Annotated in this window: 24 protein-coding genes and 2 tRNA genes; 21 read left to right on the forward strand and 5 right to left on the reverse strand. The window is 56.2% G+C overall.

Annotated features, from left to right (window positions below; all coding sequences use genetic code 11):
- Positions 1 to 103 precede the first annotated feature (103 nt).
- Positions 104 to 1,798: a lactate permease LctP family transporter gene (locus tag RHM68_RS03565; RefSeq protein ID WP_322220565.1), complete on the reverse strand. Its 1,695-nt coding sequence runs from the start codon at positions 1,796 to 1,798 to the stop codon at positions 104 to 106.
- Positions 1,799 to 2,058: 260 nt separating this feature from the next.
- Between RHM68_RS03565 and RHM68_RS03570 the strand changes: the two genes are divergently transcribed.
- Positions 2,059 to 2,826: a GntR family transcriptional regulator gene (locus RHM68_RS03570; protein ID WP_322220566.1), complete on the forward strand. Its 768-nt coding sequence runs from the start codon at positions 2,059 to 2,061 to the stop codon at positions 2,824 to 2,826.
- A gap of 68 nt (positions 2,827 to 2,894) precedes the next feature.
- Here RHM68_RS03570 and smpB read toward each other — a convergent pair whose 3' ends face one another.
- Complete coding sequence (gene smpB, locus RHM68_RS03575) at positions 2,895 to 3,377, reverse strand: SsrA-binding protein SmpB (protein ID WP_131060797.1); 483 nt, start codon at positions 3,375 to 3,377, stop codon at positions 2,895 to 2,897.
- 118 nt (positions 3,378 to 3,495) lie between these two features.
- Here smpB and RHM68_RS03580 point away from each other — a divergent pair, with 118 nt between their 5' ends.
- From RHM68_RS03580 to RHM68_RS03590, 3 genes are read left to right on the forward strand one after another with little or no spacing between them, the layout of a single operon-like run.
- Positions 3,496 to 4,899: a sodium-dependent transporter gene (locus RHM68_RS03580; RefSeq protein ID WP_322220567.1), complete on the forward strand. Its 1,404-nt coding sequence runs from the start codon at positions 3,496 to 3,498 to the stop codon at positions 4,897 to 4,899.
- Between the two features lie 7 nt (positions 4,900 to 4,906).
- The gene (locus RHM68_RS03585) at positions 4,907 to 5,341 is read left to right on the forward strand and encodes a type II toxin-antitoxin system RatA family toxin (protein ID WP_322220568.1); all 435 of its coding nucleotides are present in this window, start codon (positions 4,907 to 4,909) and stop codon (positions 5,339 to 5,341) included.
- A complete protein-coding gene (locus tag RHM68_RS03590; RefSeq protein ID WP_322220569.1) occupies positions 5,304 to 5,648 on the forward strand; it encodes an RnfH family protein in 345 nt (114 codons plus the stop codon). Before RHM68_RS03585 ends, RHM68_RS03590 begins: the two co-directional genes overlap by 38 nt.
- Before the next feature lie 60 nt (positions 5,649 to 5,708).
- Here the strand turns inward: RHM68_RS03590 and RHM68_RS03595 are convergent, their stop codons facing one another.
- Complete coding sequence (locus RHM68_RS03595; protein ID WP_322220570.1) at positions 5,709 to 6,236, reverse strand: outer membrane protein assembly factor BamE; 528 nt, start codon at positions 6,234 to 6,236, stop codon at positions 5,709 to 5,711.
- A 97-nt stretch (positions 6,237 to 6,333) separates the two neighbouring features.
- Here RHM68_RS03595 and fur point away from each other — a divergent pair, with 97 nt between their 5' ends.
- Positions 6,334 to 6,738, forward strand: coding sequence for a ferric iron uptake transcriptional regulator (gene fur / locus RHM68_RS03600; protein ID WP_026013299.1), 405 nt, complete (start codon positions 6,334 to 6,336; stop codon positions 6,736 to 6,738).
- Between the two features lie 75 nt (positions 6,739 to 6,813).
- Here fur and recN read toward each other — a convergent pair whose 3' ends face one another.
- The gene (recN, locus tag RHM68_RS03605; RefSeq protein ID WP_322220571.1) at positions 6,814 to 8,487 is read right to left on the reverse strand and encodes a DNA repair protein RecN; all 1,674 of its coding nucleotides are present in this window, start codon (positions 8,485 to 8,487) and stop codon (positions 6,814 to 6,816) included.
- Between the two features lie 240 nt (positions 8,488 to 8,727).
- Between recN and grpE the strand changes: the two genes are divergently transcribed.
- The 8 genes from grpE to RHM68_RS03645 all read left to right on the forward strand — a co-directional run bounded on the left by grpE (position 8,728) and on the right by RHM68_RS03645 (position 19,186).
- Entirely contained in the window at positions 8,728 to 9,294 is a 567-nt protein-coding gene (gene grpE / locus RHM68_RS03610) for a nucleotide exchange factor GrpE (protein WP_322220572.1), read from the forward strand.
- A gap of 102 nt (positions 9,295 to 9,396) precedes the next feature.
- Positions 9,397 to 11,313 carry a molecular chaperone DnaK gene (dnaK, locus tag RHM68_RS03615; RefSeq protein WP_322220573.1) on the forward strand — a complete coding sequence of 639 codons (1,917 nt, stop codon included), beginning with the start codon at positions 9,397 to 9,399 and terminating at the stop codon, positions 11,311 to 11,313.
- Positions 11,314 to 11,603: 290 nt separating this feature from the next.
- Entirely contained in the window at positions 11,604 to 12,728 is a 1,125-nt protein-coding gene (gene dnaJ, locus RHM68_RS03620; RefSeq protein WP_322220574.1) for a molecular chaperone DnaJ, read from the forward strand.
- A gap of 9 nt (positions 12,729 to 12,737) precedes the next feature.
- The gene (gene dapB, locus RHM68_RS03625; RefSeq protein WP_322220575.1) at positions 12,738 to 13,544 is read left to right on the forward strand and encodes a 4-hydroxy-tetrahydrodipicolinate reductase; all 807 of its coding nucleotides are present in this window, start codon (positions 12,738 to 12,740) and stop codon (positions 13,542 to 13,544) included.
- A gap of 258 nt (positions 13,545 to 13,802) precedes the next feature.
- Complete coding sequence (gene carA, locus RHM68_RS03630; RefSeq protein WP_322220576.1) at positions 13,803 to 14,939, forward strand: glutamine-hydrolyzing carbamoyl-phosphate synthase small subunit; 1,137 nt, start codon at positions 13,803 to 13,805, stop codon at positions 14,937 to 14,939.
- A gap of 119 nt (positions 14,940 to 15,058) precedes the next feature.
- Positions 15,059 to 18,280: a carbamoyl-phosphate synthase large subunit gene (carB, locus tag RHM68_RS03635; RefSeq protein ID WP_322220577.1), complete on the forward strand. Its 3,222-nt coding sequence runs from the start codon at positions 15,059 to 15,061 to the stop codon at positions 18,278 to 18,280.
- Positions 18,277 to 18,753 carry a transcription elongation factor GreA gene (gene greA / locus RHM68_RS03640; protein ID WP_322220578.1) on the forward strand — a complete coding sequence of 159 codons (477 nt, stop codon included), beginning with the start codon at positions 18,277 to 18,279 and terminating at the stop codon, positions 18,751 to 18,753. The genes carB and greA overlap by 4 nt, the downstream gene beginning before the upstream one ends.
- A 28-nt stretch (positions 18,754 to 18,781) precedes the next feature.
- Positions 18,782 to 19,186 carry an MFS transporter gene (locus RHM68_RS03645; RefSeq protein WP_322223667.1) on the forward strand — a complete coding sequence of 135 codons (405 nt, stop codon included), beginning with the start codon at positions 18,782 to 18,784 and terminating at the stop codon, positions 19,184 to 19,186.
- 9 nt (positions 19,187 to 19,195) lie between these two features.
- Here the strand turns inward: RHM68_RS03645 and RHM68_RS03650 are convergent, their stop codons facing one another.
- Complete coding sequence (locus tag RHM68_RS03650; RefSeq protein ID WP_322220579.1) at positions 19,196 to 19,504, reverse strand: YhbY family RNA-binding protein; 309 nt, start codon at positions 19,502 to 19,504, stop codon at positions 19,196 to 19,198.
- 105 nt (positions 19,505 to 19,609) lie between these two features.
- Between RHM68_RS03650 and rlmE the strand changes: the two genes are divergently transcribed.
- The 8 genes from rlmE to RHM68_RS03690 all read left to right on the forward strand — a co-directional run bounded on the left by rlmE (position 19,610) and on the right by RHM68_RS03690 (position 26,058).
- Positions 19,610 to 20,242: a 23S rRNA (uridine(2552)-2'-O)-methyltransferase RlmE gene (gene rlmE, locus RHM68_RS03655; RefSeq protein ID WP_322220580.1), complete on the forward strand. Its 633-nt coding sequence runs from the start codon at positions 19,610 to 19,612 to the stop codon at positions 20,240 to 20,242.
- 200 nt (positions 20,243 to 20,442) lie between these two features.
- A complete protein-coding gene (ftsH, locus tag RHM68_RS03660; protein WP_322220581.1) occupies positions 20,443 to 22,353 on the forward strand; it encodes an ATP-dependent zinc metalloprotease FtsH in 1,911 nt (636 codons plus the stop codon).
- An 8-nt stretch (positions 22,354 to 22,361) separates the two neighbouring features.
- The gene (folP, locus tag RHM68_RS03665; protein WP_322220582.1) at positions 22,362 to 23,213 is read left to right on the forward strand and encodes a dihydropteroate synthase; all 852 of its coding nucleotides are present in this window, start codon (positions 22,362 to 22,364) and stop codon (positions 23,211 to 23,213) included.
- 16 nt (positions 23,214 to 23,229) lie between these two features.
- Entirely contained in the window at positions 23,230 to 24,567 is a 1,338-nt protein-coding gene (gene glmM / locus RHM68_RS03670) for a phosphoglucosamine mutase (protein WP_322220583.1), read from the forward strand.
- A 66-nt stretch (positions 24,568 to 24,633) separates the two neighbouring features.
- The gene (gene tpiA / locus RHM68_RS03675) at positions 24,634 to 25,389 is read left to right on the forward strand and encodes a triose-phosphate isomerase (protein WP_322220584.1); all 756 of its coding nucleotides are present in this window, start codon (positions 24,634 to 24,636) and stop codon (positions 25,387 to 25,389) included.
- Positions 25,390 to 25,393: 4 nt separating this feature from the next.
- Positions 25,394 to 25,777, forward strand: coding sequence for a preprotein translocase subunit SecG (gene secG / locus RHM68_RS03680; protein ID WP_201194393.1), 384 nt, complete (start codon positions 25,394 to 25,396; stop codon positions 25,775 to 25,777).
- Between the two features lie 22 nt (positions 25,778 to 25,799).
- Positions 25,800 to 25,885: transfer RNA gene (locus RHM68_RS03685), tRNA-Leu, on the forward strand.
- 96 nt (positions 25,886 to 25,981) lie between these two features.
- Positions 25,982 to 26,058: transfer RNA gene (locus RHM68_RS03690), tRNA-Met, on the forward strand.
- The last annotated feature ends 81 nt before the right edge of the window (positions 26,059 to 26,139 follow it).

Here is a 26,139-nt window from a genome sequence, read left to right on the forward strand (position 1 = left end):
AATATAGAGACGGAGGCTTTCAGCAGCCTTACAGACCCGGTTGTTAATAGCTGACGCCGGAATCGGAGTCCAACGTCGGTTTTTTTCGTGTGGCTTGTCGTCGTTATTGCACCAGCATGCCGGTGAACCAATAGGCTTGAGCCAAAGTGATCAGACCGACAATCGTTGCAAAGAATAGGCTGTGCTTAAGGGTGAAACGGAACAGGTCCGATTCCTTGCCTACCAACCCGGTCGCTGCGCAGGCCACGGCGATTGACTGCGGCGAGATCATCTTCCCGGTCACGCCACCGCTGGTGTTTGCCGCTACTAACAACACGTCGCTCACGCCGATCTGGTGTGCGGTGGTGGCTTGCAGCGAACCGAACAGTGCGTTGGACGAGGTATCTGAACCGGTCAAGAACACGCCCAGCCAACCCAGGAAAGGTGAGAAGAACGGGAACGCTGAACCGGTGGCTGCCAGTACCAGGGCCATGGTCGAAGACATGCCGGAGTAGTTGGTGACGAAGGCAAACGCCAGCACCATACCGATCGACAAAATCGGCCAGCGCAGTTCGTAAAGGGTTTCTTTAAAAGTGGTAAGACCTGTTTTGAAGTTGATCTTCAGGATCAGCATCGAAAGTAGCGCGGAAAAGAATATTGCGGTGCCGGTCGCGGAAATCGGATCAAATTTGAACACCGCCGGAAGGGCGGTTGGCGTCGCTACGATGGGGGCGACTTTGATCACCAATTGATCAAGGTGCGGAATGGCAAAGTTGAAGACAGCGCTGTACATCAAACCACCAGCGGCGAACATTGCCTTGAAGGGTTTGAGGGTCCAAATGGTGACAAGTACGGTAAGGATCAGGAACGGTGACCACGCTTTGAAAATTTCGATGAGGCTAAAGGACGACGCCACGCTGGTACGTGGCTGACCGAAACCACCGACGCTGGCGGTGACCGTTGTGCCGGAGGCTGCGCCAGCAATCTGTGCTCCCGCCGTGCGTTTGGGCTGCCAGATTTTTAGAAACAGCGTCAGAGAAATCAGGCTGACCAGCGCCGATGTGATGTCCGGCAACTCCGGGCCGATGAAGTTCGACGTGAAAAATTGGGTGATTGCAAAGCTCAAACCAGCCACCAGTGCTGCTGGCCAGGTTTCCCGAACGCCGCGCAGGCCGTCCATCATGAACACCAGCCAGAACGGCACGAACACTGACAGCAGGGGCAATTGACGGCCCGCCATGGCGCCGATCTTGAATGCGTCGATCCCCGTGACTTGCCCGGCTACGATGATCGGAATACCCAGCGCACCGAAAGCAACCGGTGCGGTATTGGCGATCAAGCACAGGCCTGCGGCAAACAACGGGTTGAAACCGAGTCCTACAAGCAGTGCGGCGGTAATCGCTACCGGCGCGCCGAAACCCGCGGCCCCTTCCAGGAAAGCACCGAAGCAAAAACCGATCAGCAGCACTTGCAGGCGTTGGTCGTCAGTGATCGACAGCACTGAGCTGCGGATCACTTCAAACTGGCCGCTTTTGACTGTCAGCTTGTAGAGGAATACTGCCGCGACGATGATCCAGGCAATCGGCCATAGGCCATAGGCAAAACCATAGCCAGCGGCTGCGAAAGCCATGTCCACCGGCATCTGGAAGGCGAAGATTGCCACGGCAATGGCCAACATCAGCGTGATGCTGCCGGCCACGTGTCCTTTGAGGCGGAACACGGCCAACGCCAGGAAGAAAAATACAACGGGGATAACGGCTGCGAGCGCGGACATGCCGAGGCTGCCGAGCGGGTTGTAGAGCTGTTGCCAGGTTTGCATGTGGGATGGCCCCTAATTATTGTTGGTAGGCACTTGTCAGCGGTTTTGGTTAATTGGTAATACCAATTTACAATCGCTGTTGGCTAGGGTAAAAGCCTTGTGTGGGTTGTGTCAATTTGCCGCCCTAAAACTTTCGTCGAATGAGCGGTGCAGAGCCCATCTGATCTGTTTGATTGACCGGCGTCTGATCGGTGCTGGTGCAGCGTTGATAGGCCAGAATAGAGAGCCCGGCGAGCTGCCGGGATCGTGGAGAATGAGTTATGGGGTTTGATCAAATTCGTCAGCGCCGTTTGTCTGACGATATTGTCGAGCGGCTTGAGGGGATGATTCTTGAGGGCACGCTGAAGTCTGGAGAGCGTCTGCCCGCCGAGCGCGCGCTTGCCGAGCAGTTCGGCGTATCACGGCCTTCGTTACGCGAAGCGATTCAGAAGCTGGCGGCCAAGGGCTTGCTGGTCAGTCGCCAGGGGGGCGGTAATTATGTGGTGGACTCTCTAGGTTCAACATTCAGTGACCCACTGTTGCATTTGCTGGAAAGCAACCCGGAGGCTCAGCGCGATTTGTTAGAGTTTCGCCATACGCTGGAAGCTTCTTGTGCTTACTACGCTGCGTTGCGTGCCACCGATGTCGATCGGGAGCGGCTGACTGTCGCGTTCGAAGAGTTGCAACATTGCTACTCGCGTCACGATGAGGTGAGCCGGGTGGAGGAGGGGGCAGCGGATGCAAAATTCCACTTGGCAATCGCCGAAGCGAGCCACAACGCGGTGTTGTTGCACACGATTCGAGGGTTGTTCGATTTGCTTAAGCGCAATGTCGTGACCAACATCGGTGGCATGTACAAACAACGCTCAGAGACACGCGACATGCTGATCAGTCAGCATCGCGAGTTGTACCTGGCGATTATCGAAGGGCGGGCGGAGCAGGCACGGGAAATTTCCAGTCGGCACATTTTGTATGTGCAGGAAGTACTGGAAGAAGTGCGCCAGGAGGTTCAACGCGTGGCTCGGGCGGAGCGCCGAAAGGGCATGTAGTTAACGACAGCGCGTGCTTTGGCGAGGGAGCAAGCTCCCCCGCACAAGGTCGTGCCAAGGACGAAAAACTACTCTTCCTTGCCCTTGTTTCGCACCGCACGCTGCAACTCGCGACCGGCGTCGCGCTCGCGCTCGGTATCACGCTTGTCGTATTCCTTCTTGCCCTTGCCTAGAGCGATTTCGCACTTGACCATGTGCTTGCTCCAGTACCAGGAGAGGCACACGCAGGCATAGCCTTTTTGCTGCACGGCTGCGGCAAGCTTTTCCAGCTCGCGCCGATTGAGCAGCAATTTTCGAGTGCGGGTCGGATCGGCGATGACGTGGGTACTGGCGGTCATCAGGGGCGTAATGTGACTGCCAAGCAGCCAGGCTTCGCCATCCTTCAGCAGCACATAACTGTCAACCAGTTGTAGCTTGCTTGCCCGTAGACTTTTTACTTCCCAGCCGGCCAGGACCAGACCAGCCTCGAACCGATGTTCGATGAAGTAATCGTGTCGCGCCTTTTTGTTCTGCGCGATGGTCCCTGTTGGGTGTTTCTTCTGTTTAGCCATAGGGGCGGCATTATAGGGAGTTGCGCGCGAGTCGGCTACGGTGATCCTGCGTGCTTGAGCAGGTTGATTGAATCCCGGACAATGCGCCCTCTTTTTTGAATGCTTGGACGTGGTAACGATGTCGACAGACAAGGTTTCTGTCCACGGCAGTTGGGCTAGCCGCTGGGTCTTCATACTCGCCGCGACGGGTTCTGCCGTGGGCTTGGGAAGTATCTGGAAATTTCCATACATGGTTGGCGTCTACGGCGGCGGCGCGTTTGTATTGATGTTTCTGGTGTGTATCGCGCTGATCGGTGTGCCAGTGATGTTGGCCGAAACATTGATCGGTCGTCGCGCACGGCAAAGCCCGGCCAATGCCTTGAAAGTACTGGCGCTGGAAGCGGGTCACTCTGGGAAGTGGTCCTGGGGTGCGTTCGCCGGGATGATCACGGCGTTGCTGATTCTTTCTTTCTATAGCGTTGTCGGTGGCTGGTCGCTGGATTACATCATCGACATGGGCCGTGGCGATTTTCAGGGTGTGACGGCGGATCAGGTCGGGGCCTACTTCGCCAATGTGATCTCGGATCCATGGCGCCTGACGCTTTGGCACACGATTTTCATGCTGCTGTCGGCGGTGGTGATCGCCAAGGGGGTAGTCGCAGGGCTGGAGCGCAGCCTTCGGATCATGATGCCGTTGCTGTTCGTGATGGTCATTGTGTTACTGGGCTACAGCATGACCACGGGCTATTTCATGGCTGGCGTGCACTTCATGTTCGACTTCCACCCGGAAAAGGTACTTGATGGCTTGCTGCCAGCCATGGGGCACGCTTTCTTCTCCCTGAGTGTGGGCGTCGGTTCGATTATGATTTACGGCGCCTACATGCCGAAGAATGCTTCGATTTCTGGCACCGTTGTTGGCGTGGCGCTGCTCGATACCTTTGTTTCGCTGGTGGCCGGCCTCGCATTGTTTCCGATTGTGTTTGCGGCGGGCCTGAATCCGAGCGAGGGCCCTGGGTTGATGTTTGTCAGTCTGCCCTTTGCCTTTGGTAACGTAGCGTTTGGCCAGTTGATGGGCGTAGTGTTCTTTGTGTTGGTGGCAGTTGCGGCCTGGAGTTCGGCGATTTCTCTTTTGGAGCCGATGGTGGCGTACCTGGTCGAACGCACAAAAATTAGCCGCGCCTGGGTGACTTTCTGGCTGGCTTTCACGTGCTGGTTCGTCGGGTTGGGCACGGTGTTTTCCTTCAATATCTGGAAGGACGCCAAATTTTTCGTGAACGAAGGCGGGATGTTTTACCTCTACCAATGGGGTGCTGCCGGCGGACTGGACTTTTTTGGTGTGATCGACTTCTTCACGTCGCGGATTATGTTGCCACTCGGTGGTTTGTGTTTCGTAGTGTTTGCCGGTTGGATAATGGGGCGTGAAGTGGTGCGAGACGAGTTGTCGATTCGCAGTCCGATACTGTTCGGCCTGTCCTTGTTTTTGATGCGCTATGTGGCGCCCATCGGCATTTTTGTAGTATTTGCCGCCCAGCTGTGGAAGTGACGCTGACATGACAACGCATATTCAACGCTCTGCCCTGCTGCCGTATCCGGCTCAAGCCCTGTACGACCTAGTCAACGACGTGGCGCGCTATCCGGAGTTTCTGCCGTGGTGTTCGGCCGCCGAAGTCCTCGAAAGTTCTGCTGAGCACATGCGCGCCAGCGTGGGCGTGGCGAAGGGGGGGCTGAGTCAGCATTTCGTAACGCGCAACACGTTGGTTCCAGGCCATTCGATCGAGATGAATCTGGAGGAGGGGCCGTTTAATCAGTTGCACGGTGTCTGGGTGTTCAAGCCGTTGGGCGAGAAGGCCTGCAAGATCAGTCTGGACCTGTCGTTCGACTACGCCGGGCCAATCGTGCGTGCGACGCTGGGACCTTTGTTCAATCAAGCGGCGAATACGCTGGTGGATGCGTTCTGCCAGCGCGCCAAGCAGATGCAGGGTTGAGTCGGTGATTGAGGTTGAAGTGGTGTATGCCGCCGAAGATCGTCAGGTATTGCTGACAGTCGAAGTACCTTCAGGCTCTACGGTGCGTGATGCTTTGCTCAAGTCCGGTATAGATGTTGAGTTTTCCGGGCTGGATTTAGCGGGCTGTCCGGTCGGGATTTTTGGCAAGGTGGTCGCTGATCCCTCTACTCGCACGGTTCAGGCGGGGGATCGTCTTGAGATTTACCGGCCCCTTCTGGTTGATCCTAAAGAGGTTCGTCGCTTGCGTGCTGCCAAGGCCGCCGAGGCCAAGGCCAAAAATCTATGATCCGTTAAACGTCAGGTAATAAAAAACCCGGACATTCCGGGTTTTTTATTACCTCGCCTATTATTGCGGCGAGGTGTCCAGCGGTGTCGGTGTCGGGACTGGCACGGTTTTTACACCGTCTACGTCCTTCTGGATCTGATCCAGCAACGAGCCTGGTTTCGCAGGTACTTCCGACTTTGGCTTCTCGGTGTTTTGCACAGGAGCGGCCACGTTAGCGCCAGTATCCTTGCCGAGAATAGCTTCGTCGCGGCTCACGCCAGGCATGAAATCACCCGACAGGCTGACGAGTTGATCGCTAGGGTTGAAGATAACGCTGACGCGTTCCTGTTGGCGTTCACCACCACCCGGTTGCAGGCTATACAGATAATCCCAGCGATCGGCATGGAACGTGTCGGTCAGCAGAGGGTTGCCCATGATAAACCGTACTTGCCGACGGGTCATTCCCGGGCGTAACTGGTCTATCATGTCCTGCGTGACGACATTGCCCTGCTGGATGTCGATTTTGTAAACCCCGGGGAATGAACAACCGGCGAGTGCGAGCAGTCCCACGAAGGTGAAACTGGTTAGCAAGAGCTTGGTGTTTTGCATCGGTGGGCGACTTCCACTATCTTGGCTGGGACAACGTAAACGCCGATCATACCCGTATTAAGAGAAGCTGCGAAGCAGCATCGCGAGAAAGCTGACCATGGTTGAAAATAGCGAACTACGCAAAGCCGGCCTCAAAGTGACCCTTCCACGGGTCAAGATTCTGCAAATGCTCGATTCCGCCGAGCAACGCCACATGAGTGCCGAGGATGTTTACAAGGCATTGATGGAGGCTGGTGAGGACGTCGGTCTGGCCACGGTTTACCGTGTACTGACTCAGTTCGAGGCAGCTGGCCTTGTGGTGCGACACAACTTCGACGGCGGCCATGCGGTCTTCGAACTGGACGACGGCAAGCATCACGACCATATGGTCAATGTCGAAACCAGCGAAGTGATCGAATTCTTCGACGAAGAAATCGAGCGGCTACAGAAAGCAATCGTCGAGAAGTATGGCTTCGAGATGGTTGATCACAATCTTGTGCTGTATGTACGCAAGAAAAAGTAAGCATGTCGCGCGAACGTTAGGTTCGTAAAACGAGCGAAGGCGACCCTAGGGTCGCCTTCGTGCTTTCTGCTGATCTTAAATTTTTGTAGTAACGACCATTTTTTTTGCGTGAGCCAAGGACTCCCTGGTCAGGTCAATGCCGCCGAGCATCCGCGCGACCTCTTCAATACGATCGTTCTTGCTGAGTTTGGAGACAGCGGTGTGGGTGGCATCCTCGCCACGAACCTTATGCACGAATAGATGCTGATGGCCCTGTGCCGCCACTTGCGGCAAGTGCGTTACCGTCAGCACTTGCCCGCGCTCCCCGAGCCTTCGCAACAACTGGCCAACAATCTCGGCAGTCGGACCACCAATGCCTACGTCTACTTCGTCGAACACCAGCGTGGGTACGCGTGAGGTCTGCGCGGTAATCACCTGAATGGCCAGGCTTATGCGCGACAGCTCGCCGCCCGAAGCTACTTTTGAGAGTGCTTTCAGTGGTTGCCCTGGGTTGGCGCTCACTAACAACTCGACTTGTTCAAGACCGTTGGGCAGCAGCTCATCGCTGCTATTAGGGCGCAACTCGATAGTGAAGCGACCGCCCGGCATGCCCAGGCGCTGGATTTCCTGTTCCACGGCGCTGGCCAGGCCGTTCGAAGCTTGATGGCGCAGATCGCTGAGGTCTCGTGCCTTTTCCTGATAATGCCGTGCATAAGACGCCAGCTCATCGCTCAGCCGCTCGATGGACTCGTCGTTGGCATTCAGGGTTTCAATTTCATCAAGCAACTTCTGTTGCATCTCGGCGACTTCGGTTGGCTGTATGCGGTGTTTGCGCGCCAATGTGTAGATCGCATCGAGTCGCTCCTCCAGGTATTGAAGGCGTGCCGGGTCGGCGTCGAAATTGTCGAGGAAGCGGTTTAGTTCGCCTACGGCCTCTTCCACCTGAATTTGCGCGCTAGTCAGCAGGCTGCTGGCCTCACCCAAGGCGCCGATTGAATTGTTCACACTCGACAGGCGGTTGAGGCTGGCCGTCAGCGCATTCAGCACGTTACCGGAGTCACTTTCGCTGCATTGCTCGACCACTTGTCGGCAGATGCCCAGCAGCGTTTCGGCGTTGGTCAGGTTTTTGTGTTCCTGTTCCAGCTGCTCCAGTTCGTTTTCGCCGAGACCGAGGTTTTCCAGTTCTTCGAGTTGGTAGCTCAGTAGCTGATGGCGAGCACGTTGTTCGTCGCCGGAGTTAGACAGGCGATCCCGCTCTTGGCGGGTTTGGCGCCAGCGTTGAGCCGCCAGTTGTACTTGGCGCGCAAGGTCGGTAGCGCCTGCATATTCGTCAAGCAGGCGGCGATGCGTATCGGTTTTTAGCAGCGATTGGTGCTCATGCTGGCTGTGGATGTCGATCAGCAACTCGCCCAAGGCCTTGAGGTCGCCGAGGGGGCAGGGCGTGCCGTTGATGTAACCGCGCGAGCGTCCTTCGGCGGTGATCACCCGCCGCAGGATGCACGGGCCATCGCTTTCCAGGTCGCGCTCGGCCAGCCAGGCGCTGGCTTCAGGGATGTCTATCAGGTCAAAAGTCGCCAGGATATCGGCCTTGTCTGCGCCGGGACGGACCACGCCGCTGTCAGCACGATCACCGAGTGTCAGGCCCAGGGCGTCGAGCATGATCGATTTGCCGGCCCCGGTTTCCCCGGTGATCACGCTCATCCCGCGATCAAGTTCGAGATCGAGATGTTCAACGATGGCGTAGTTGTGTACGGACAGATGCACCAGCATAAAGGCCGCTCCCAGGCTTTAGGTATGGTTATTTATACAGTGTTTTGTTTCGGGCTGACAATGCCTGCCTTTAGCTCGATTTGCTTGAGTCGGCGAAATACTTAGTACATCGAGGAATGAGATGGTTGCTCTTTTTGTAGGGTTAATAACGACAAACCCCTTGAAGCTGAATTTTGCGGCCCCATATAGCTGGGCAGAAGCGTGAGTTGAGCTCGCGGACGATATTGAAAGGAGAAATCTATGGCTGACGAACAGACAGTGGATACGCAAAAGCTAGACGCCAATCAAGGCCCCGAGGCTTCGGGTGAAGACCTGGTGGCTCGTGTACAAGTGCTCGAAGAGCAACTGGCAGGCGCACAGGATCAGGCTTTGCGTGTGGCCGCCGATCTGCAGAACGTCCGCCGTCGCGCTGAGCAGGATGTTGAAAAAGCTCACAAATTTGCGCTGGAAAAATTCGCTGGCGACTTGCTGCCGATTGTCGACAGCCTAGAGCGTGGCTTGGAGTTATCCAACCCGGATGACGAAAGCATCCGTCCAATGCGCGAAGGCATCGAGCTGACCTTGAAGATGTTTCAAGACACGCTCAAGCGTTATCAGTTGGAAGCGATTGATCCGCATGGCGAACCGTTTAACGCCGTTCACCATCAAGCGATGGCCATGCAGGAGAGCGCCGACGTAGAGCCGAACAGCGTGCTCAAGGTGTTCCAGAAGGGCTATCAGCTCAATGGCCGTTTGCTGCGCCCAGCCATGGTCGTGGTTAGCAAGGCACCTGCGCCAGTTTCGCCTTCGATTGATGAGCAGGCTTGAAATTAGCCGCAAGACCCCCATTAAGAAGTCAAGCGTTTAAGTGCTACCGCAGTCAGCCACCACTGCTGCGGCATCCAAATCCAAAGTTTCGGGAGAGTTAACATGGGCAAAATTATCGGTATCGACCTGGGGACCACCAACTCCTGCGTCTCCGTGCTGGAAAACGGCAAAGCAAAAGTTATCGAAAACGCTGAAGGCGCACGTACCACGCCGTCGATCGTTGCTTACGCAAACGATGGCGAAATTCTTGTGGGTCAGTCGGCCAAGCGTCAGGCAGTGACCAATCCGCACAACACGCTGTATGCGGTGAAGCGTTTGATCGGTCGCAAGTTCGACGAAGAAGTCGTACAGAAAGACATCAAAATGGTGCCTTACAAGATCGCAAAAGCTGACAACGGTGATGCATGGGTTGAAGTGAACGGCCAGAAAATGTCGCCGCCACAGATCTCCGCTGAAATCCTGAAAAAGATGAAGAAGACTGCCGAAGACTATCTCGGCGAGCCAGTGACCGAAGCGGTGATCACGGTTCCGGCTTACTTCAACGACAGCCAGCGTCAGGCAACCAAAGATGCTGGCCGCATCGCGGGCCTGGACGTTAAACGTATCATCAACGAACCAACCGCTGCCGCACTGGCTTACGGCATGGACAAGGCGAAAGGCGATCACACTGTGATCGTTTACGACTTGGGTGGTGGTACCTTCGACGTGTCCGTAATCGAAATTGCTGAAGTTGATGGCGAGCATCAGTTCGAAGTGTTGGCCACCAATGGCGACACGTTCCTGGGCGGTGAAGACTTCGACATTCGTTTGATTGACTACCTCGTTGACGAATTCAAGAAAGAAAGCGGTATGAACCTTAAAGGTGACCCGTTGGCCATGCAGCGCCTTAAAGAAGCCGCTGAAAAAGCCAAAATCGAGCTGTCTTCGAGCCTGCAGACCGACGTGAACCTGCCTTACATCACTGCAGATGCCACCGGTCCTAAGCACCTGAACGTGAAAATCTCCCGCGCCAAGCTGGAAGCACTGGTGGAAGACCTGGTTCAGCGCACCATCGAACCTTGCCGTATCGCTCTGAAAGACTCCGGCATCGATGTTGGCGCTATCAACGACGTGATCCTGGTCGGCGGTCAGACCCGTATGCCACTGGTTCAGAAGTTGGTGACCGAATTCTTCGGTAAAGAAGCGCGTAAAGACGTCAACCCTGACGAAGCTGTGGCCATGGGTGCTGCTATCCAGGGCGCGGTATTGGCCGGTGACGTGAAAGACGTTCTGCTGCTGGACGTTAGCCCGTTGACGCTGGGTATCGAAACCATGGGCGGCGTGATGACTGCGCTGATCGAGAAAAACACCACGATTCCTACCAAGAAATCGCAAGTGTTCTCGACTGCCGATGACAACCAGGGTGCTGTGACCATTCACGTGCTGCAGGGTGAGCGTAAGCAAGCGACTCAGAACAAGTCCTTGGGCAAGTTTGACCTGGCTGAAATTCCACCCGCTCCACGTGGTGTGCCACAAATTGAAGTGACCTTCGACATCGACGCCAACGGCATTCTGCACGTAGGCGCCAAAGACAAGGCCACAGGCAAGACTCAGTCGATCGTGATCAAGGCTAACTCTGGTCTGTCCGAGGAAGAAATTCAGCAGATGATCCGCGATGCTGAAACCAATGCTGACGAAGATCGCAAGTTCGAAGAGCTGGCTAGCGCTCGTAACCAGGGCGATGCCTTGGTTCACTCGACGCGCAAAATGGTTGCGGACGCTGGCGACAAAGTCACTGCTGAAGAGAAAACTGCAATCGAAGCCGCTGTTGTTGCCCTGGAAGCCGCTGTAAAAGGCGACGACAAGGCTGCAATCGACGCCAAGGTTGAAGAGCTGTCGAAAGTCTCCGCGCCAGTGGCTCAGAAAATGTACGCCGAGCAGGCTCAGCCAGCTGAAGGTGCAGCACCACACGGCGAGAAAACTGAAAAAGCTGACGACGTTGTCGATGCTGAGTTCGAAGAAGTTAAAGACCACAAGTAAGTTGTTGGTCGGCCGGTTGACTGCCTTCAGGCGGTGACTGGTAGGATGTCGCCGCGCGGGAGCTTGCTCCCGCGTTGGCGTGTCTGGAGTTAGCGAATTTTTACAGCATGCGACAAGGCTCGAAGGTATGGCCGAAAATGCTCCTGCTTTTCGGGCTGCAAGTACCGCATTGAATCAAAGACCAGGATCGTTGAATTGACGTGAGTTGGGTCCGGGCCTGTATTGGGGCTCAACGAGTTTGGCAAGGCTCAGGAGGGGTTTGCCGAACGTCCTTAAGAGTGCAAAGACTTATGGCAAAGCGTGATTATTACGAAGTATTGGGTGTTGAGCGTGGCTCAAGCGAAGCGGACCTGAAAAAGGCCTACCGTCGCCTGGCGATGAAACACCACCCAGACCGTAATCCCGATGACAAAGCATCGGAAGAGATGTTCAAAGAGGCCAATGAGGCCTATGAAGTGCTGTCTGATTCCAGTAAGCGTGCAGCTTACGACCAGTACGGTCATGCGGGTGTTGACCCGAGCATGGGGGGTGGAGGCGCCGGTTTTGGCGGCCAGAACTTCTCTGACATTTTTGGCGATGTCTTCAGTGATTTCTTTGGTGGCGGTCGTGGCGGTTCCCGTGGCGGCGCCCAGCGCGGCAGCGACTTGCGTTACACCCTGGAACTGAATCTGGAAGAAGCGGTGCGTGGCACGACCGTGAATATTCGTGTGCCGACATTGGTCAACTGCAAACCGTGTGATGGTTCGGGCGCCAAGAAAGGCTCTGCGCCGACCACCTGCCCTACGTGCGGTGGTATTGGTCAGGTCCGCATGCAGCAGGGGTTCTTCTCGGTACAGCAGACCTGTCCGCGCTGCCATGGTCAGGGCAAGATCATTTCTGATCCGTGCGACTCCTGCCGCGGCGAAGGTCGTGTTGAAGAGTACAAAACTCTTTCCGTTAAAGTGCCTGCGGGCGTCGATACCGGTGACCGTATTCGTTTGTCGGGTGAGGGCGAGGCGGGGGCTCAAGGTGGTCCAACTGGCGACCTTTACGTCGTGATCAATGTGCGTGAGCACGCGATCTTTCAGCGCGATGGAAAGCACCTGTTCTGCGAGGTGCCGATTAGCTTTGTCGATGCTGCGCTGGGCGGTGAGTTGGAGATCCCTACTCTCGATGGTCGGGTCAAACTGAAAATTCCGGAAGGGACTCAGACCGGCAAGCAGTTCCGTGTTCGCGGTAAGGGTGTCGCGCCCGTGCGTGGCGGCGGTGCTGGTGATTTGATGTGCAGTGTGGTGGTCGAAACCCCGGTTAATTTGGGGCGTCGTCAGCGCGAGTTGCTGGAGGAGTTTCGCAGTTCTTTGGCGGACGATAACAGTCACTCCCCGAAAACCACCGGTTGGTTCGAAGGCGTTAAACGTTTCTTCGGCGATCTGTAAGGAGTGGGCATGCGACGTATAGCTGTGATGGGTGCTGCCGGGCGCATGGGTAAAATCCTGGTTGAGGCGGTGCAGCAGCGCGCGCCGCTGACCGGCCTAACGGCTGCAATCGTACGTCCTGGCAGCGCGTTGATTGGCGTTGATGCTGGTGAGTTGGCATCGCTGGGGCGTATTGGCGTGCCGCTGTCCGCAAATCTGGATGCGGTGGCGGATGAGTTCGATGTGTTGATCGACTTTACACTTCCGGAGGTCATGCTGAAAAACCTGGCGTTCTGTCGCAAGGCAGGTAAGGCCATGGTGATCGGTACTACGGGATTGGACGCCTCTCAGAAGCAGTTGCTGGTGGAGGCGGGTAAGGACATTCCAATAGTGTTCGCTGCCAATTTCAGTGTCGGCGTGAACCTGTCGCTTAAGTTGCTCGACATGGCGGCCCGTGTGTTGGGTGAAGATGCCGATATTGAAATCATCGAGGCTCATCACCGGCACAAGATTGATGCGCCCTCGGGTACGGCGCTGCGCATGGGGGAGGTGATTGCCGATGCGCTGGGTCGTGATCTGCAAAAGGTGGCGGTTTATGGGCGCGAGGGTCATACCGGCGCCCGCGCTCGTGAAACCATTGGCTTCGCTACTGTTCGCGGTGGCGATGTGGTGGGCGATCATACGGTGCTGTTCGCCTGTGAGGGGGAGCGATTGGAAATCACACATAAGGCTTCTAGCCGCATGACCTTTGCCAAGGGTGCGGTGCGTGCTGCGTTGTGGCTAGAGGGGCATAAGCCTGGCCTTTACGACATGCAAGACGTGCTCGAGCTGCGTTAAGATGCCCAGAAATCGAGTTCAAACATTGTGTTTGAGCTCGGTTTTACAGCGCCAAGCGACGTCCTGTCGCATTCCCCGGCCTTTTAGGCTCATTGGCGGTAGACCAAAAAAGCCTTTTTCTGTAAGCTACAGCTTTAGTGTGTCCACTAAAAGCGCGCAGAATAATTCAGTGAAGAAGCGGGGTGACGTGTCCATACGTCACTCCGCTTTTTTACAACCTGCGATCGCCCTTTCAGGCTTTATTTACGGGAGGTCTTCTTGACTAAGCCAGCCATACTCGCCCTTGCTGATGGCAGCATTTTTCGCGGCGAAGCCATTGGAGCCGACGGTCAAACCGTTGGTGAGGTGGTGTTTAACACCGCCATGACCGGCTATCAGGAAATCCTTACCGATCCTTCCTACGCCCAACAGATCGTTACCCTGACTTACCCGCATATCGGCAACACCGGCACCACACCTGAAGACGCTGAGTCGGATCGTGTCTGGTCCGCGGGTCTGGTCATCCGTGACCTGCCGCTGGTTGCGAGTAACTGGCGTAACAAGATGTCCCTGTCTGATTACCTGAAAGCCAACAATGTGGTGGCAATCGCTGGTATCGACACTCGCCGTCTGACACGCATTCTTCGTGAGAAAGGCGCGCAGAACGGCTGCATCATGGCCGGCGACAACATTTCTGAAGCGGCCGCTATCGCTGCTGCGCAGGGCTTTCCTGGCCTAAAAGGCATGGACCTGGCGAAAGTCGTCAGCACCCAAGAGAAATACGAGTGGCGCTCGACTGTCTGGGATCTGAAAACCGACAGCCACGCGACCATCGATGCTTGCGAGCTGCCTTATCACGTGGTGGCCTTCGACTACGGCGTCAAGCTGAACATTCTGCGCATGTTGGTCGAGCGCGGTTGCCGCGTGACCGTAGTGCCGGCACAAACGCCTGCTGCTGATGTTCTGGCCATGAAGCCGGACGGCGTATTCCTGTCTAACGGTCCTGGCGATCCAGAGCCTTGCGACTACGCAATCCAGGCGATCAAGGACGTATTGGAAACCGAGATTCCGGTGTTCGGCATCTGCCTCGGTCACCAACTGCTGGCGCTGGCCTCTGGTGCCAAGACCCTGAAAATGGGGCACGGTCACCATGGTGCCAACCATCCGGTCCAAGATCTGGACAGCGGCGTTGTGATGATCACCAGCCAGAACCACGGTTTTGCGGTAGATGAAGCGACCCTGCCGGCCAGCGTCCGGGCAACCCACAAATCGCTGTTCGACGGCACCCTGCAAGGGATTGAGCGTACCGACAAGAGCGCTTTCAGCTTCCAGGGGCACCCTGAAGCCAGCCCTGGCCCGAACGACGTAGCGCCATTGTTTGATCGCTTCATCAACGAGATGGCCAAGCGACGCTAATCGCTCGCCTTGATGCAGCAAAGCTTGAGGGTGGTCCCGAAACCGGCGGTCCCCTCAAGGCTTCACAGATTGAACAAAGACGGCTTGCCGACTGACCTGCGGATTTGAGTGACAAACCCATGCCAAAACGTACAGACATAAAAAGCATCCTGATTCTCGGCGCTGGCCCGATCGTGATCGGCCAGGCTTGCGAATTTGACTACTCCGGCGCGCAGGCCTGCAAAGCCCTGCGTGAGGAGGGCTACCGCGTCATCCTGGTGAACTCCAACCCCGCGACCATCATGACCGACCCGGACATGGCCGATGCTACTTACATCGAGCCTATCAAGTGGCAGACCGTTGCCAAAATCATCGAGAAAGAGCGTCCGGACGCGCTGCTGCCGACCATGGGCGGCCAGACCGCTTTGAACTGCGCACTGGACCTGGAGCGCGAAGGCGTTCTGGAGAAGTTCGGGGTGGAAATGATCGGTGCCAACGCTGACACAATCGACAAGGCCGAAGACCGTTCGCGCTTTGACAAGGCGATGAAATCCATCGGTCTGGATTGCCCGCGTTCGGGTATTGCGCACAGCATGGAAGAGGCCAATGTGGTCCTCGAGAAGCTTGGCTTCCCGTGCATCATCCGTCCGTCCTTCACCATGGGCGGCACCGGTGGTGGTATCGCTTACAACCGTGAAGAGTTCGAAGAAATCTGCGCTCGCGGTCTGGACTTGTCGCCGACCAAAGAGCTGCTGATCGACGAATCCCTGATCGGCTGGAAAGAATACGAGATGGAGGTTGTCCGCGATAAAAAGGATAACTGCATCATCGTCTGCTCCATCGAAAACTTTGACCCGATGGGTGTGCATACCGGCGACTCGATCACGGTTGCTCCAGCACAGACCCTGACGGACAAGGAATACCAGATCATGCGTAACGCCTCTTTGGCGGTACTGCGTGAGATCGGCGTGGAAACCGGCGGCTCCAACGTCCAGTTCGGCATCTGCCCGGACACGGGTCGTATGGTCGTCATCGAGATGAATCCGCGTGTTTCCCGTTCTTCGGCCCTGGCCTCGAAAGCTACCGGCTTCCCTATTGCCAGGGTCGCGGCAAAACTGGCTGTCGGTTACACCCTGGACGAGCTGTCGAACGACATCACCGGCGGCAAGACTCCGGCGTCCTTCGAACCATCCATCGACTACGTTGTGACCAAGCTGCCACGCTTCGCTTTCGAGAAATTCCCGAAAGCAGACGCCCGCCTGACCACTCAGATGAAGTCGGTCGGCGAAGTCATGGCGATCGGCCGTACTTTCCAGGAATCGCTGCAGAAAGCGCTGCGCGGTCTTGAAGTGGGTGTTTGCGGTCTGGACGAGAAGCTTGATCTGAGCAATCCGGAAAGCATGAGCGTGCTCAAGCGTGAGCTGACCGTGCCGGGCGCCGAGCGTATCTGGTACGTCGCTGACGCCTTCCGCGCGGGTCTTTCGGTTGAAGATATCTTCGGCATGAACATGATCGACCCTTGGTTTCTGGTGCAGATCGAAGACTTGATCAAGGAAGAAGAGAAGGTCAAGACCTTGGGGCTGGCCAGCATCGATCGCGACATGATGTTCCGCCTCAAGCGCAAAGGTTTTTCCGACATGCGTCTGGCCAAGCTGCTAGGCGTGACCGAGAAAAGCCTGCGTCGCCACCGTCACAAGCTGGAAATCTTCCCGGTCTACAAGCGCGTTGACACCTGCGCGGCCGAGTTCGCTACTGATACCGCTTACCTCTACTCGACTTACGAGGAGGAGTGCGAAGCCGCGCCGTCGGGTCGCGACAAGATCATGATCCTCGGTGGCGGCCCAAACCGTATCGGTCAGGGCATCGAGTTCGACTACTGCTGCGTACACGCGGCGCTGGCGCTGCGTGCCGACGGTTACGAGACCATCATGGTCAACTGCAACCCGGAAACCGTTTCCACCGATTACGACACCTCTGATCGCCTGTACTTCGAACCAGTGACCCTGGAAGACGTGCTGGAAATTGTCCGCGTCGAGAAGCCGAAGGGCGTAATCGTTCAGTACGGCGGGCAAACCCCGCTGAAACTGGCGCGTGCCTTGGAAGAGGCTGGCGTTCCTATCATCGGCACCAGCCCTGATGCGATCGACCGTGCCGAAGACCGTGAGCGCTTCCAGCAAATGGTTGAGCGCCTGAACCTGCGCCAGCCGCCTAACGCCACCGTGCGCAGTGAAGATGAAGCGATCCGTGCTGCTGCCAAGATCGGTTACCCGCTGGTGGTTCGTCCGTCCTACGTATTGGGCGGCCGTGCGATGGAAATCGTTTACGAAGAAGACGAACTCAAGCGCTACCTGCGTGATGCGGTGAAAGTGTCCAACGACAGCCCGGTGCTGCTTGATCACTTCCTCAACTGCGCCATCGAAATGGATGTGGACGCAGTTTGCGACGGCACTGACGTGGTGATCGGCGCGATCATGCAGCACATTGAGCAGGCAGGCGTTCACTCAGGTGACTCCGCTTGCTCCTTGCCGCCATATTCGTTGCCTGGGCACATTCAGGACGAGATGCGCGAACAGGTCAAGAAAATGGCCTTGGAGCTGGGTGTTGTCGGTCTGATGAACGTTCAGTTGGCGCTGCAAGGCGAAGATATCTACGTCATCGAAGTCAATCCGCGTGCTTCCCGTACCGTGCCGTTCGTGTCCAAGTGCATCGGTGTTTCCCTGGCCATGATCGCTGCGCGCGTGATGGCCGGTAAAACCCTGAAGGAAATTGGCTTCACCAAGGAAATCATTCCGAACTTCTACAGCGTGAAAGAGGCGGTGTTCCCATTCGCCAAATTCCCTGGCGTGGACCCTATCCTGGGCCCAGAGATGAAGTCCACCGGCGAAGTGATGGGTGTGGGCGATACCTTTGGTGAAGCGTTCGCCAAGGCTCAGATGGGCGCTAGCGAAGTGCTGCCGACCGGCGGTACCGCGTTCATCAGCGTGCGTGACGACGACAAGCCGCTGGTGGCGGGCGTGGCCCGTGATCTGATCAGCTTGGGCTTTGAAGTGGTCGCCACTGCCGGCACTGCCAAGGTGATCGAAGCCGCAGGCCTGAAAGTGCGTCGTGTGAACAAGGTGACCGAAGGTCGTCCGCACGTGGTCGACATGATCAAGAATGACGAAGTCACGCTGATCATCAACACCACTGAAGGTCGTCAGTCGATCGCTGACTCGTACTCCATTCGTCGTAATGCCTTGCAGCACAAGATCTACTGCACTACCACCATTGCTGCTGGCGAAGCCATCTGTGAAGCGCTGAAGTTCGGTCCCGAGAAAACCGTGCGCCGCTTGCAGGACCTACACGCAGGATTGAAGGCATGATCAAATACCCAATGACCGTCCAGGGCGCGAAAGCTCTGGAAGAAGAACACGCTCACCTGACCAAGGTCGTCCGTCCGAAGCTTAGCCAGGACATCGGTACGGCCCGCGAACTGGGTGATCTGAAGGAAAACGCCGAATACCACGCCGCTCGCGAGCAGCAGGGTATGGTGGAGGCGCGGATCCGTGACATCGAAGGCCGCATGCAGAACGCGGTGATCATTGATGTCACGACCATCCCTCATACCGGTAAAGTGATTTTCGGGACCACGGTTGAAATTGCCAACGTCGAAACAGACGACAGGGTTACTTACCATATCGTTGGTGAGGATGAGGCAGATTTCAAACTCGGTAAAATCTCCGTGGGTTCGCCGCTCGCCCGTGCCTTGATTGCCAAGGAAGAGGGGGATGTGGTGTCCGTAAAAACGCCCGGTGGCGTTATCGAGTACGAGATTGTCGAAGTCCGACACATCTGAAGTTGCGCGCCCGCTACGTGCGGGCGCCATGCTTTGGCAGTTTACTCAAATGTTATGGGTTGGTGGCCTTTGGCTGCTACATGTCGGTTTGCTGCCGGCGCTGGGCAAGATTGGCTTGGCGCCGCTGCTGATCGACGAAATTGAAGGCATGCTTGATGCGCTGATGGTGGGTTTCGCCACAGTGTGTGTGATTTTTCAGGCTTTGGTGCTGATTCAGGCCGAGGGCCTTGTGAGTCTATGGCTGGATATTCGAGGGCAGTCGCTGCTTATGGCGCTGTATGCGTGCGGGATGTATTTCGCGGTGCGCTTCGGTTGGCCGGATGCGGTGCGCTGGGAGGAATTCAGCTATCTTGTGCTCGGATTTTCCGGGCTCGTGCTGGTGCTGCAACCGATACCGGGATGGAGTGTCAGGGTGCGCGAAGCACACCCTTGACCCTTGTCATCACTTGAAGCGATGAACGTTCGACAGCTGCTTGTTGACGCTGAAGTTCTTGCGGTAAAGCAGCGCCATCTTGCCGATGATCTGAACGGTATCCGCTTTGCCGACCTTGCACAGTTCTGCAATGGTCGCCAGGCGCGACTCGCGATCGAGGATGTTGAGCTTGATTTTAATCAGCTCGTGATCCGCCAAAGCGCGTTCAAGTTCGGCTAGCACACCTTCAGTCAAACCGTTGTCAGCCACAGTCAAAACTGGTTTCAGATGGTGGCCAATGGATTTGTACTGTTTCTTCTGCTCTTGAGTGAGCGGCATAATCTGACCCCTGCGTCTGATCTTGTAAAAAGCGGCGGCCAGTTTACCCGAGCGAGTCCGGGACCGCCCAGTTAATCACGACCCGTTTTATTTTCGAGGTGGCCCGTGGCCCGTTCCAAGACAAGTCTTAAATGGCTGCAAGAGCATTTCAACGACCCATTCGTCAAAATGGCGCAGAAAGATGGGTATCGCTCCCGTGCCAGCTACAAGCTGCTGGAAATTCAGGACAGAGACCGTCTGATCCGTCCAGGGATGAGTGTGATCGACCTCGGTGCTGCGCCGGGTGGGTGGTCTCAGGTGACCAGTCGTCTGATTGGCGGACAGGGTACGTTGATTGCTTCCGACATCCTGGAAATGGACAGCATCCCTGATGTGACCTTTATTCAGGGCGACTTCACCGAAGATGCCGTGCTGGCGCAGATCCTCGAAGCCGTCGGAAAAAACGAAGTGGACCTTGTGATTTCCGATATGGCCCCCAATATGAGTGGATTGGCGTCTGTTGATATGCCTCGATCAATGTTTCTGTGCGAGTTGGCGCTGGATCTTGCGGTCAGGGTATTGAAGCCAGGTGGTGATTTTTTGATCAAGGTCTTCCAAGGTGAAGGCTTCGACGAATATCACAAGAGCGTTCGCCAGCAGTTCGAGAAAGTCACGACGCGCAAGCCTAAATCGTCGCGCGATCGTTCTCGCGAGCAGTACTTGTTGGGCCGTGGTTTCCGTGGTCGCAGTGAGGATTAAGAGATTTTTCGACCGGGGTGATAGGTTTTTCGTATTTCGCCTCGTGAGCTTTAGCGAATATTGTGTAAAAAGTGTTTCACAAAGGGTTACAGACGGCGCCTGCCAGAGCCGTAGGTAATGTAGTAAGTTAGGCCGGTGAATATCATGCGAAGCGCGCGCCAGTAGCGGAGCTTGCTTCAGAGGGTAGTTAATTGAACGATATGGCAAAGAATCTGATCCTGTGGTTGATCATCGCGGCTGTCCTGGTGACAGTGATGAACAACTTCTCCAGCCCTAACGAGCCGCAGACCCTCAACTATTCCGACTTCATCCAGCAGGTCAAGGATGGCAAGGTCGAGCGCGTAGCTGTTGATGGTTATGTGATTACCGGCAAGCGCAATGATGGCGATAGCTTCAAGACCATTCGTCCCGCGATTCAGGACAATGGATTGATCGGCGACCTGGTGAACAACCATGTGGTGGTTGAGGGCAAGCAGCCTGAGCAGCAAAGCATTTGGACCCAGCTCTTGGTTGCGAGCTTCCCGATCCTGGTGATCATCGCCGTCTTCATGTTCTTTATGCGGCAGATGCAGGGCGGTGCCGGTGGCAAGGGCGGGCCGATGAGCTTCGGCAAGAGCAAGGCGCGCCTGCTCTCCGAAGATCAGGTGAAAACCACCTTGGGTGACGTGGCCGGTTGCGACGAAGCCAAGGAAGAAGTGGGCGAGTTGGTCGAGTTCTTACGTGATCCGGGCAAGTTCCAGCGCCTTGGCGGTCGAATTCCTCGTGGTGTACTGATGGTCGGTCCTCCGGGTACCGGTAAAACCTTGCTGGCCAAAGCTATTGCCGGCGAAGCCAAGGTGCCATTCTTCACAATCTCTGGTTCTGATTTCGTCGAAATGTTCGTCGGTGTTGGTGCAAGCCGTGTTCGCGACATGTTCGAACAAGCCAAGAAACACGCGCCATGCATCATCTTCATCGATGAAATCGACGCCGTCGGTCGTCACCGCGGTGCCGGTATGGGCGGCGGTCACGACGAGCGCGAGCAAACGCTCAACCAGTTGCTGGTCGAGATGGACGGCTTCGAAATGAATGACGGCATCATCGTCATCGCCGCGACTAACCGTCCTGATGTACTTGACCCGGCGTTGCTGCGTCCAGGTCGTTTTGACCGTCAGGTCGTGGTGGGGCTGCCGGATATCCGCGGTCGTGAGCAGATTCTCAAAGTCCACATGCGCAAAGTGCCGATGGGTGACGACGTTGCTCCGGCAGTAATCGCGCGCGGTACGCCGGGTTTTTCCGGTGCAGACCTGGCAAACCTCGTTAACGAAGCGTCTTTGTTCGCCGCTCGCACAGGCAAGCGCATCGTCGAGATGAAAGAGTTCGAACTTGCTAAAGACAAGATCATGATGGGCGCCGAGCGCAAATCTATGGTCATGTCCGAAAAAGAGAAGCAGAACACTGCTTATCACGAAGCAGGTCACGCTATCGTCGGACGCGTTGTGCCTGAGCATGACCCGGTTTACAAAGTGTCGATCATTCCGCGTGGCCGCGCCTTGGGTGTAACCATGTTCCTGCCTGAGGAGGACCGGTATAGCCTGTCCAAGCGTGCGCTGATCAGTCAGATCTGCTCGCTGTACGGCGGCCGTATTGCCGAGGAAATGACGCTGGGCTTCGATGGTGTTACTACCGGCGCATCCAATGACATCATGCGTGCCAGTCAGATTGCACGGAACATGGTGACCAAATGGGGTCTGTCCGAGAAGCTCGGTCCTTTGATGTATGCCGAAGAAGAAGGTGAGGTGTTCCTGGGGCGCGGCGGCGGTGGTCAGAGTGCAAGCTTCTCTGGTGAAACGGCCAAGCTAATCGACTCCGAAGTGCGCAGCATCATTGATCAGTGCTACGGCACAGCCAAGCAGATCCTCACCGATAACCGTGACAAGCTGGATGCCATGGCTGACGCTCTGATGAAATACGAGACGATTGACGCTGATCAGATCGACGACATCATGGCCGGTCGTGCGCCTCGCGAGCCCCGTGATTGGTCGGGTGGTGCCGGTACATCGGGTACTCCTCCGGTGGCACAGGATCCTCGCCCGGAAACACCGATTGGCGGTCCGGCTGCTGACGTTTAAGGTTTGAAATGACCTCTGTTCAGTCCCTGACCCGGTTGCCTTGTGGCAACCGGGTTCTTGATTTGGCCCATACGCATGTCATGGGTATTCTCAATGTCACTCCTGATTCCTTTTCTGATGGTGGCCGCTACAGCCATCTCGACGCAGCAATGCGCCACGCCGAAGCGATGGTGTTGGCCGGGGCGACGCTGATTGATGTCGGTGGCGAATCTACCCGGCCCGGCGCCAGGGCGGTGTCGCCGCTTGAGGAGCTTGAACGCGTTGCTCCGATAGTCGAGCGCATCAATCGCGAACTCGATGTGATCATCTCCGTTGATACCTCCACTCCAGCAGTCATGCGAGAGACTGCGCGACTTGGTGCAGGGCTGATCAATGATGTGCGTGCGCTGCGTCGTGATGGTGCCCTGGATGCCGCGTCAGCTACGGGTCTACCGGTTTGTCTGATGCACATGCTCGGCGAGCCAGGCGATATGCAGGATGATCCGCATTACGGGGACGTTACGAAGGAAGTTGGCGAGTTTCTCGCTGAGCGCATGGCCCGGTGCGCTGCGGCGGGTATTCCTGCTGAGCGAATTATTCTCGATCCGGGCTTCGGCTTCGCTAAAACCTTGCAGCACAATCTTAGCTTGTTCAAGCATATGGAGGCCTTGCATGCCTTGGGTCGCCCCCTCTTGGTTGGGGTTTCCCGGAAGAGCATGATAGGCCAGGCGTTGAATCGTCCCGTTGGGGAAAGACTGTTTGGTGGTCTGGCACTTGCGGCGCTGGCTTCGTTCAGGGGCGCGCGTATATTGCGCGTCCATGACGTGGCGGAGACCGTCGACGTGGTGCGAATGATCGCCGCGGTGGAATTAGCCGAATAAGAATGATGGAGCAATTATGAGTAAGAAATACTTTGGTACCGACGGCATTCGTGGTCGGGTCGGAGAGTACCCTATTACTCCTGATTTCATGCTCAAGCTCGGTTGGGCTGCCGGCATGGCTTTTCGAAAAATGGGTGCCTGCAAAGTGCTGGTCGGGAAGGACACGCGGATTTCAGGTTATATGTTTGAGTCAGCGCTTGAGGCTGGGCTCACCTCGGCCGGCGCCGATGTGATGTTGCTTGGGCCGATGCCGACGCCTGCCATCGCGTACCTGACGCGCACGTTTCAGGCGCAAGCCGGCATCGTGATCAGTGCTTCGCATAACCCGCACGATGATAACGGTATAAAATTCTTCTCCGGCAATGGCACCAAACTGCCTGATGAAGTCGAGCTGATGATCGAAGAGTTGCTCGACACCCCCATGACGGTGGTTGAGTCGAGCAAGATCGGTAAGGTGTCGCGAATTAACGATGCGTCTGGTCGTTATATAGAATTCTGCAAAAGTAGCGTCCCAACCGGTACCAGTTTCGCTGGGCTGAAGATCGTGATCGACTGCGCTCACGGTGCTACTTACAAGGTGGCTCCCAGTGTTTTTCGTGAGTTGGGGGCTGAAGTTGTCGTGCTCTCTGCTCAGCCAGACGGCCTGAACATTAACGAAAATTGCGGTTCGACCCATATGGCGCCTTTGCAGGCGGCTGTATTGGCCGAGCATGCCGACCTTGGGATTGCCTTTGACGGTGATGGTGATCGGGTTCTGATGGTCGACCACACCGGCGCCATTGTTGATGGGGATGAATTGCTATTTGTCATTGCTCGCGATTTGCATGAGCGCGGCAAGTTGCACGGAGGTGTGGTCGGGACACTGATGAGCAACCTCGGGTTGGAGCTGGCCCTGGCTGACCTTTCAATTCCTTTTGTGCGGGCCAATGTCGGCGATCGTTATGTGATCGCAGATCTGTTGGAGCGCAATTGGGTCGTGGGTGGTGAGAACTCTGGACATATCGTCTGTTTCAATCACACCACCACAGGCGATGCGATCATCGCGGCCCTACAGGTATTAATGGCGCTCAAAACTCGTGCCGAAGGTCTGGCTCAGTCTCGCCAGGCTTTGCGTAAGTGCCCTCAGGTACTTATTAACGTGCGATTTGGTGGCGGTGCAAGCCCGCTAGATCACCCTTCAGTCAAGGAGGCCTGTGAGCGTGTCACCCAAGCCATGGCAGGTCGTGGTCGCGTGTTGTTGCGCAAGTCCGGCACCGAGCCGTTGGTGCGGGTCATGGTAGAAGGCGAGGACGAAATGCAGGTTCGTGGTTATGCCGAAGAGCTGGCAAAATTGGTAACTGAAGTTTCTGCCTGAATTCGGCTTGCCAGCCATGGTTGTGTTGGGTAACATCTGCGCCCACTTTGACCGACGAGGTACAGCATGCGTCGCACTATGGTAGCTGGTAACTGGAAGATGCACGGTACCCGCGCCAGCGTCGCTGAGCTGATCAATGGCCTTCGTCATCTGGCCTTGCCGAGCGGTGTTGATGTTGCGGTATTCCCGCCTTGCCTGCATATCAATCAAGTGATTGATGGCTTAAAAGGAAAGTCGATTTTGGTCGGCGCGCAGAATTCTGCGGTGGAATCGATGCAAGGTGCGTTGACCGGTGAAATCGCGCCCAGTCAGTTAGTGGATGCAGGGTGTTCCCTGGTACTTGTCGGGCACTCCGAGCGCCGCCAGATTATGGGTGAGCGAGACGGCTTGCTGAATCGCAAGTTCGCAGCGGCGCAGGCATGTGGCTTGATTCCGGTGTTGTGTATAGGGGAAACCCTTGAGCAGCGCGAAGCCGGGAAAACTCTTGAGGTTGTCGGGCGTCAGCTGGGCAGCATCATTGAGGAGCTGGGTGTTGGTGCTTTTGCAAATGCAGTAATAGCTTACGAGCCGGTCTGGGCCATTGGTACCGGGCTGACAGCTTCGCCGCAACAGGCGCAGGATGTGCATGCAGCCATTCGCGCTCAGTTGGCGGCAGAGAATTCTGAGGTCGCACGAGGTGTGCGGCTTCTATACGGCGGCAGCGTGAAGGCGGCCAATGCGGTCGAACTGTTCGGCATGCCGGATATCGATGGGGGGCTCATTGGTGGAGCTTCCCTGAATGCAGATGAGTTCGGTGCGATCTGTCGCGCCGCGGGAAACTGAAAAAATGCTGGAAACAGTCGTAGTCGTTTTTCATCTGCTGGGTGCATTGGGCGTAGTTGCTCTGGTATTGCTTCAGCAGGGTAAAGGTGCGGATGCTGGCGCGTCTTTCGGAGCAGGTGCTTCAAATACTGTATTCGGAAGCCAAGGTTCCTCTACCTTTCTTAGTAAGTTTACTGCTATACTTGCCGCCGGTTTCTTCATAACCAGCTTAGGGTTAGGTTACTTTGCTAAAGAGAAAGCTCATCAGCTGACTCAAGTAGGTTTGCCAAACCCGGCAGTGTTGGAAGTTCCAAAGCAAAAACCGGCTTCTGATGATGTACCGGTGCTTCAAGAGCAAAAGTCGGCTACTCCAGCGACTGACGTGCCTCCAGCTCAAGAGCAAAAGTAAGAAGGGTTTCAAACGCAGTATTGCCGAGGTGGTGGAATTGGTAGACACGCAACCTTGAGGTGGTTGTGCCCATAGGGTGTAGGGGTTCGAGTCCCCTTCTCGGTACCAATTGTCAGGAGAGCCCGCTGTTGCGGGCTTTCTTGTAGGTGGAAGGTTACATTGACCCTGTCAGGGATCGGTCGTATACTTCCGCCCCAGCTTTGTCGCGGGGTGGAGCAGTCTGGTAGCTCGTCGGGCTCATAACCCGAAGGTCGTCGGTTCAAATCCGGCCCCCGCAACCAGTTTAAGGAGCCCCTTTTAAGGGGCTTTTTGTTAGCTGGACACTTTCAACGCCGCTGTTCGACGGCGTTTCAAGGATGGGC

This window comes from Pseudomonas sp. DC1.2, from assembly GCF_034351645.1.
GTDB lineage: Bacteria > Pseudomonadota > Gammaproteobacteria > Pseudomonadales > Pseudomonadaceae > Aquipseudomonas.

Coding starts and splice junctions, on each gene's coding strand:
- RHM68_RS03580 (WP_322220567.1), top strand. CDS start 3,496: ATGTCGACAGACAAGGTTTCTGTCCACGGCAGTTGGGCTAGCCGCTGG.
- grpE (WP_322220572.1), top strand. CDS start 8,728: ATGGCTGACGAACAGACAGTGGATACGCAAAAGCTAGACGCCAATCAA.
- tpiA (WP_322220584.1), top strand. CDS start 24,634: ATGCGTCGCACTATGGTAGCTGGTAACTGGAAGATGCACGGTACCCGC.
- RHM68_RS03590 (WP_322220569.1), top strand. CDS start 5,304: ATGCGTTCTGCCAGCGCGCCAAGCAGATGCAGGGTTGAGTCGGTGATT.
- RHM68_RS03565 (WP_322220565.1), bottom strand. CDS start 1,798: ATGCAAACCTGGCAACAGCTCTACAACCCGCTCGGCAGCCTCGGCATG.
- RHM68_RS03650 (WP_322220579.1), bottom strand. CDS start 19,504: ATGCCGCTCACTCAAGAGCAGAAGAAACAGTACAAATCCATTGGCCAC.
- carB (WP_322220577.1), top strand. CDS start 15,059: ATGCCAAAACGTACAGACATAAAAAGCATCCTGATTCTCGGCGCTGGC.
- dnaJ (WP_322220574.1), top strand. CDS start 11,604: ATGGCAAAGCGTGATTATTACGAAGTATTGGGTGTTGAGCGTGGCTCA.
- RHM68_RS03645 (WP_322223667.1), top strand. CDS start 18,782: ATGCTTTGGCAGTTTACTCAAATGTTATGGGTTGGTGGCCTTTGGCTG.
- RHM68_RS03595 (WP_322220570.1), bottom strand. CDS start 6,236: ATGCAAAACACCAAGCTCTTGCTAACCAGTTTCACCTTCGTGGGACTG.
- glmM (WP_322220583.1), top strand. CDS start 23,230: ATGAGTAAGAAATACTTTGGTACCGACGGCATTCGTGGTCGGGTCGGA.
- greA (WP_322220578.1), top strand. CDS start 18,277: ATGATCAAATACCCAATGACCGTCCAGGGCGCGAAAGCTCTGGAAGAA.
- RHM68_RS03570 (WP_322220566.1), top strand. CDS start 2,059: ATGGGGTTTGATCAAATTCGTCAGCGCCGTTTGTCTGACGATATTGTC.
- recN (WP_322220571.1), bottom strand. CDS start 8,487: ATGCTGGTGCATCTGTCCGTACACAACTACGCCATCGTTGAACATCTC.
- dnaK (WP_322220573.1), top strand. CDS start 9,397: ATGGGCAAAATTATCGGTATCGACCTGGGGACCACCAACTCCTGCGTC.
- fur (WP_026013299.1), top strand. CDS start 6,334: ATGGTTGAAAATAGCGAACTACGCAAAGCCGGCCTCAAAGTGACCCTT.
- secG (WP_201194393.1), top strand. CDS start 25,394: ATGCTGGAAACAGTCGTAGTCGTTTTTCATCTGCTGGGTGCATTGGGC.
- dapB (WP_322220575.1), top strand. CDS start 12,738: ATGCGACGTATAGCTGTGATGGGTGCTGCCGGGCGCATGGGTAAAATC.
- folP (WP_322220582.1), top strand. CDS start 22,362: ATGACCTCTGTTCAGTCCCTGACCCGGTTGCCTTGTGGCAACCGGGTT.
- ftsH (WP_322220581.1), top strand. CDS start 20,443: ATGGCAAAGAATCTGATCCTGTGGTTGATCATCGCGGCTGTCCTGGTG.
- smpB (WP_131060797.1), bottom strand. CDS start 3,377: ATGGCTAAACAGAAGAAACACCCAACAGGGACCATCGCGCAGAACAAA.
- RHM68_RS03585 (WP_322220568.1), top strand. CDS start 4,907: ATGACAACGCATATTCAACGCTCTGCCCTGCTGCCGTATCCGGCTCAA.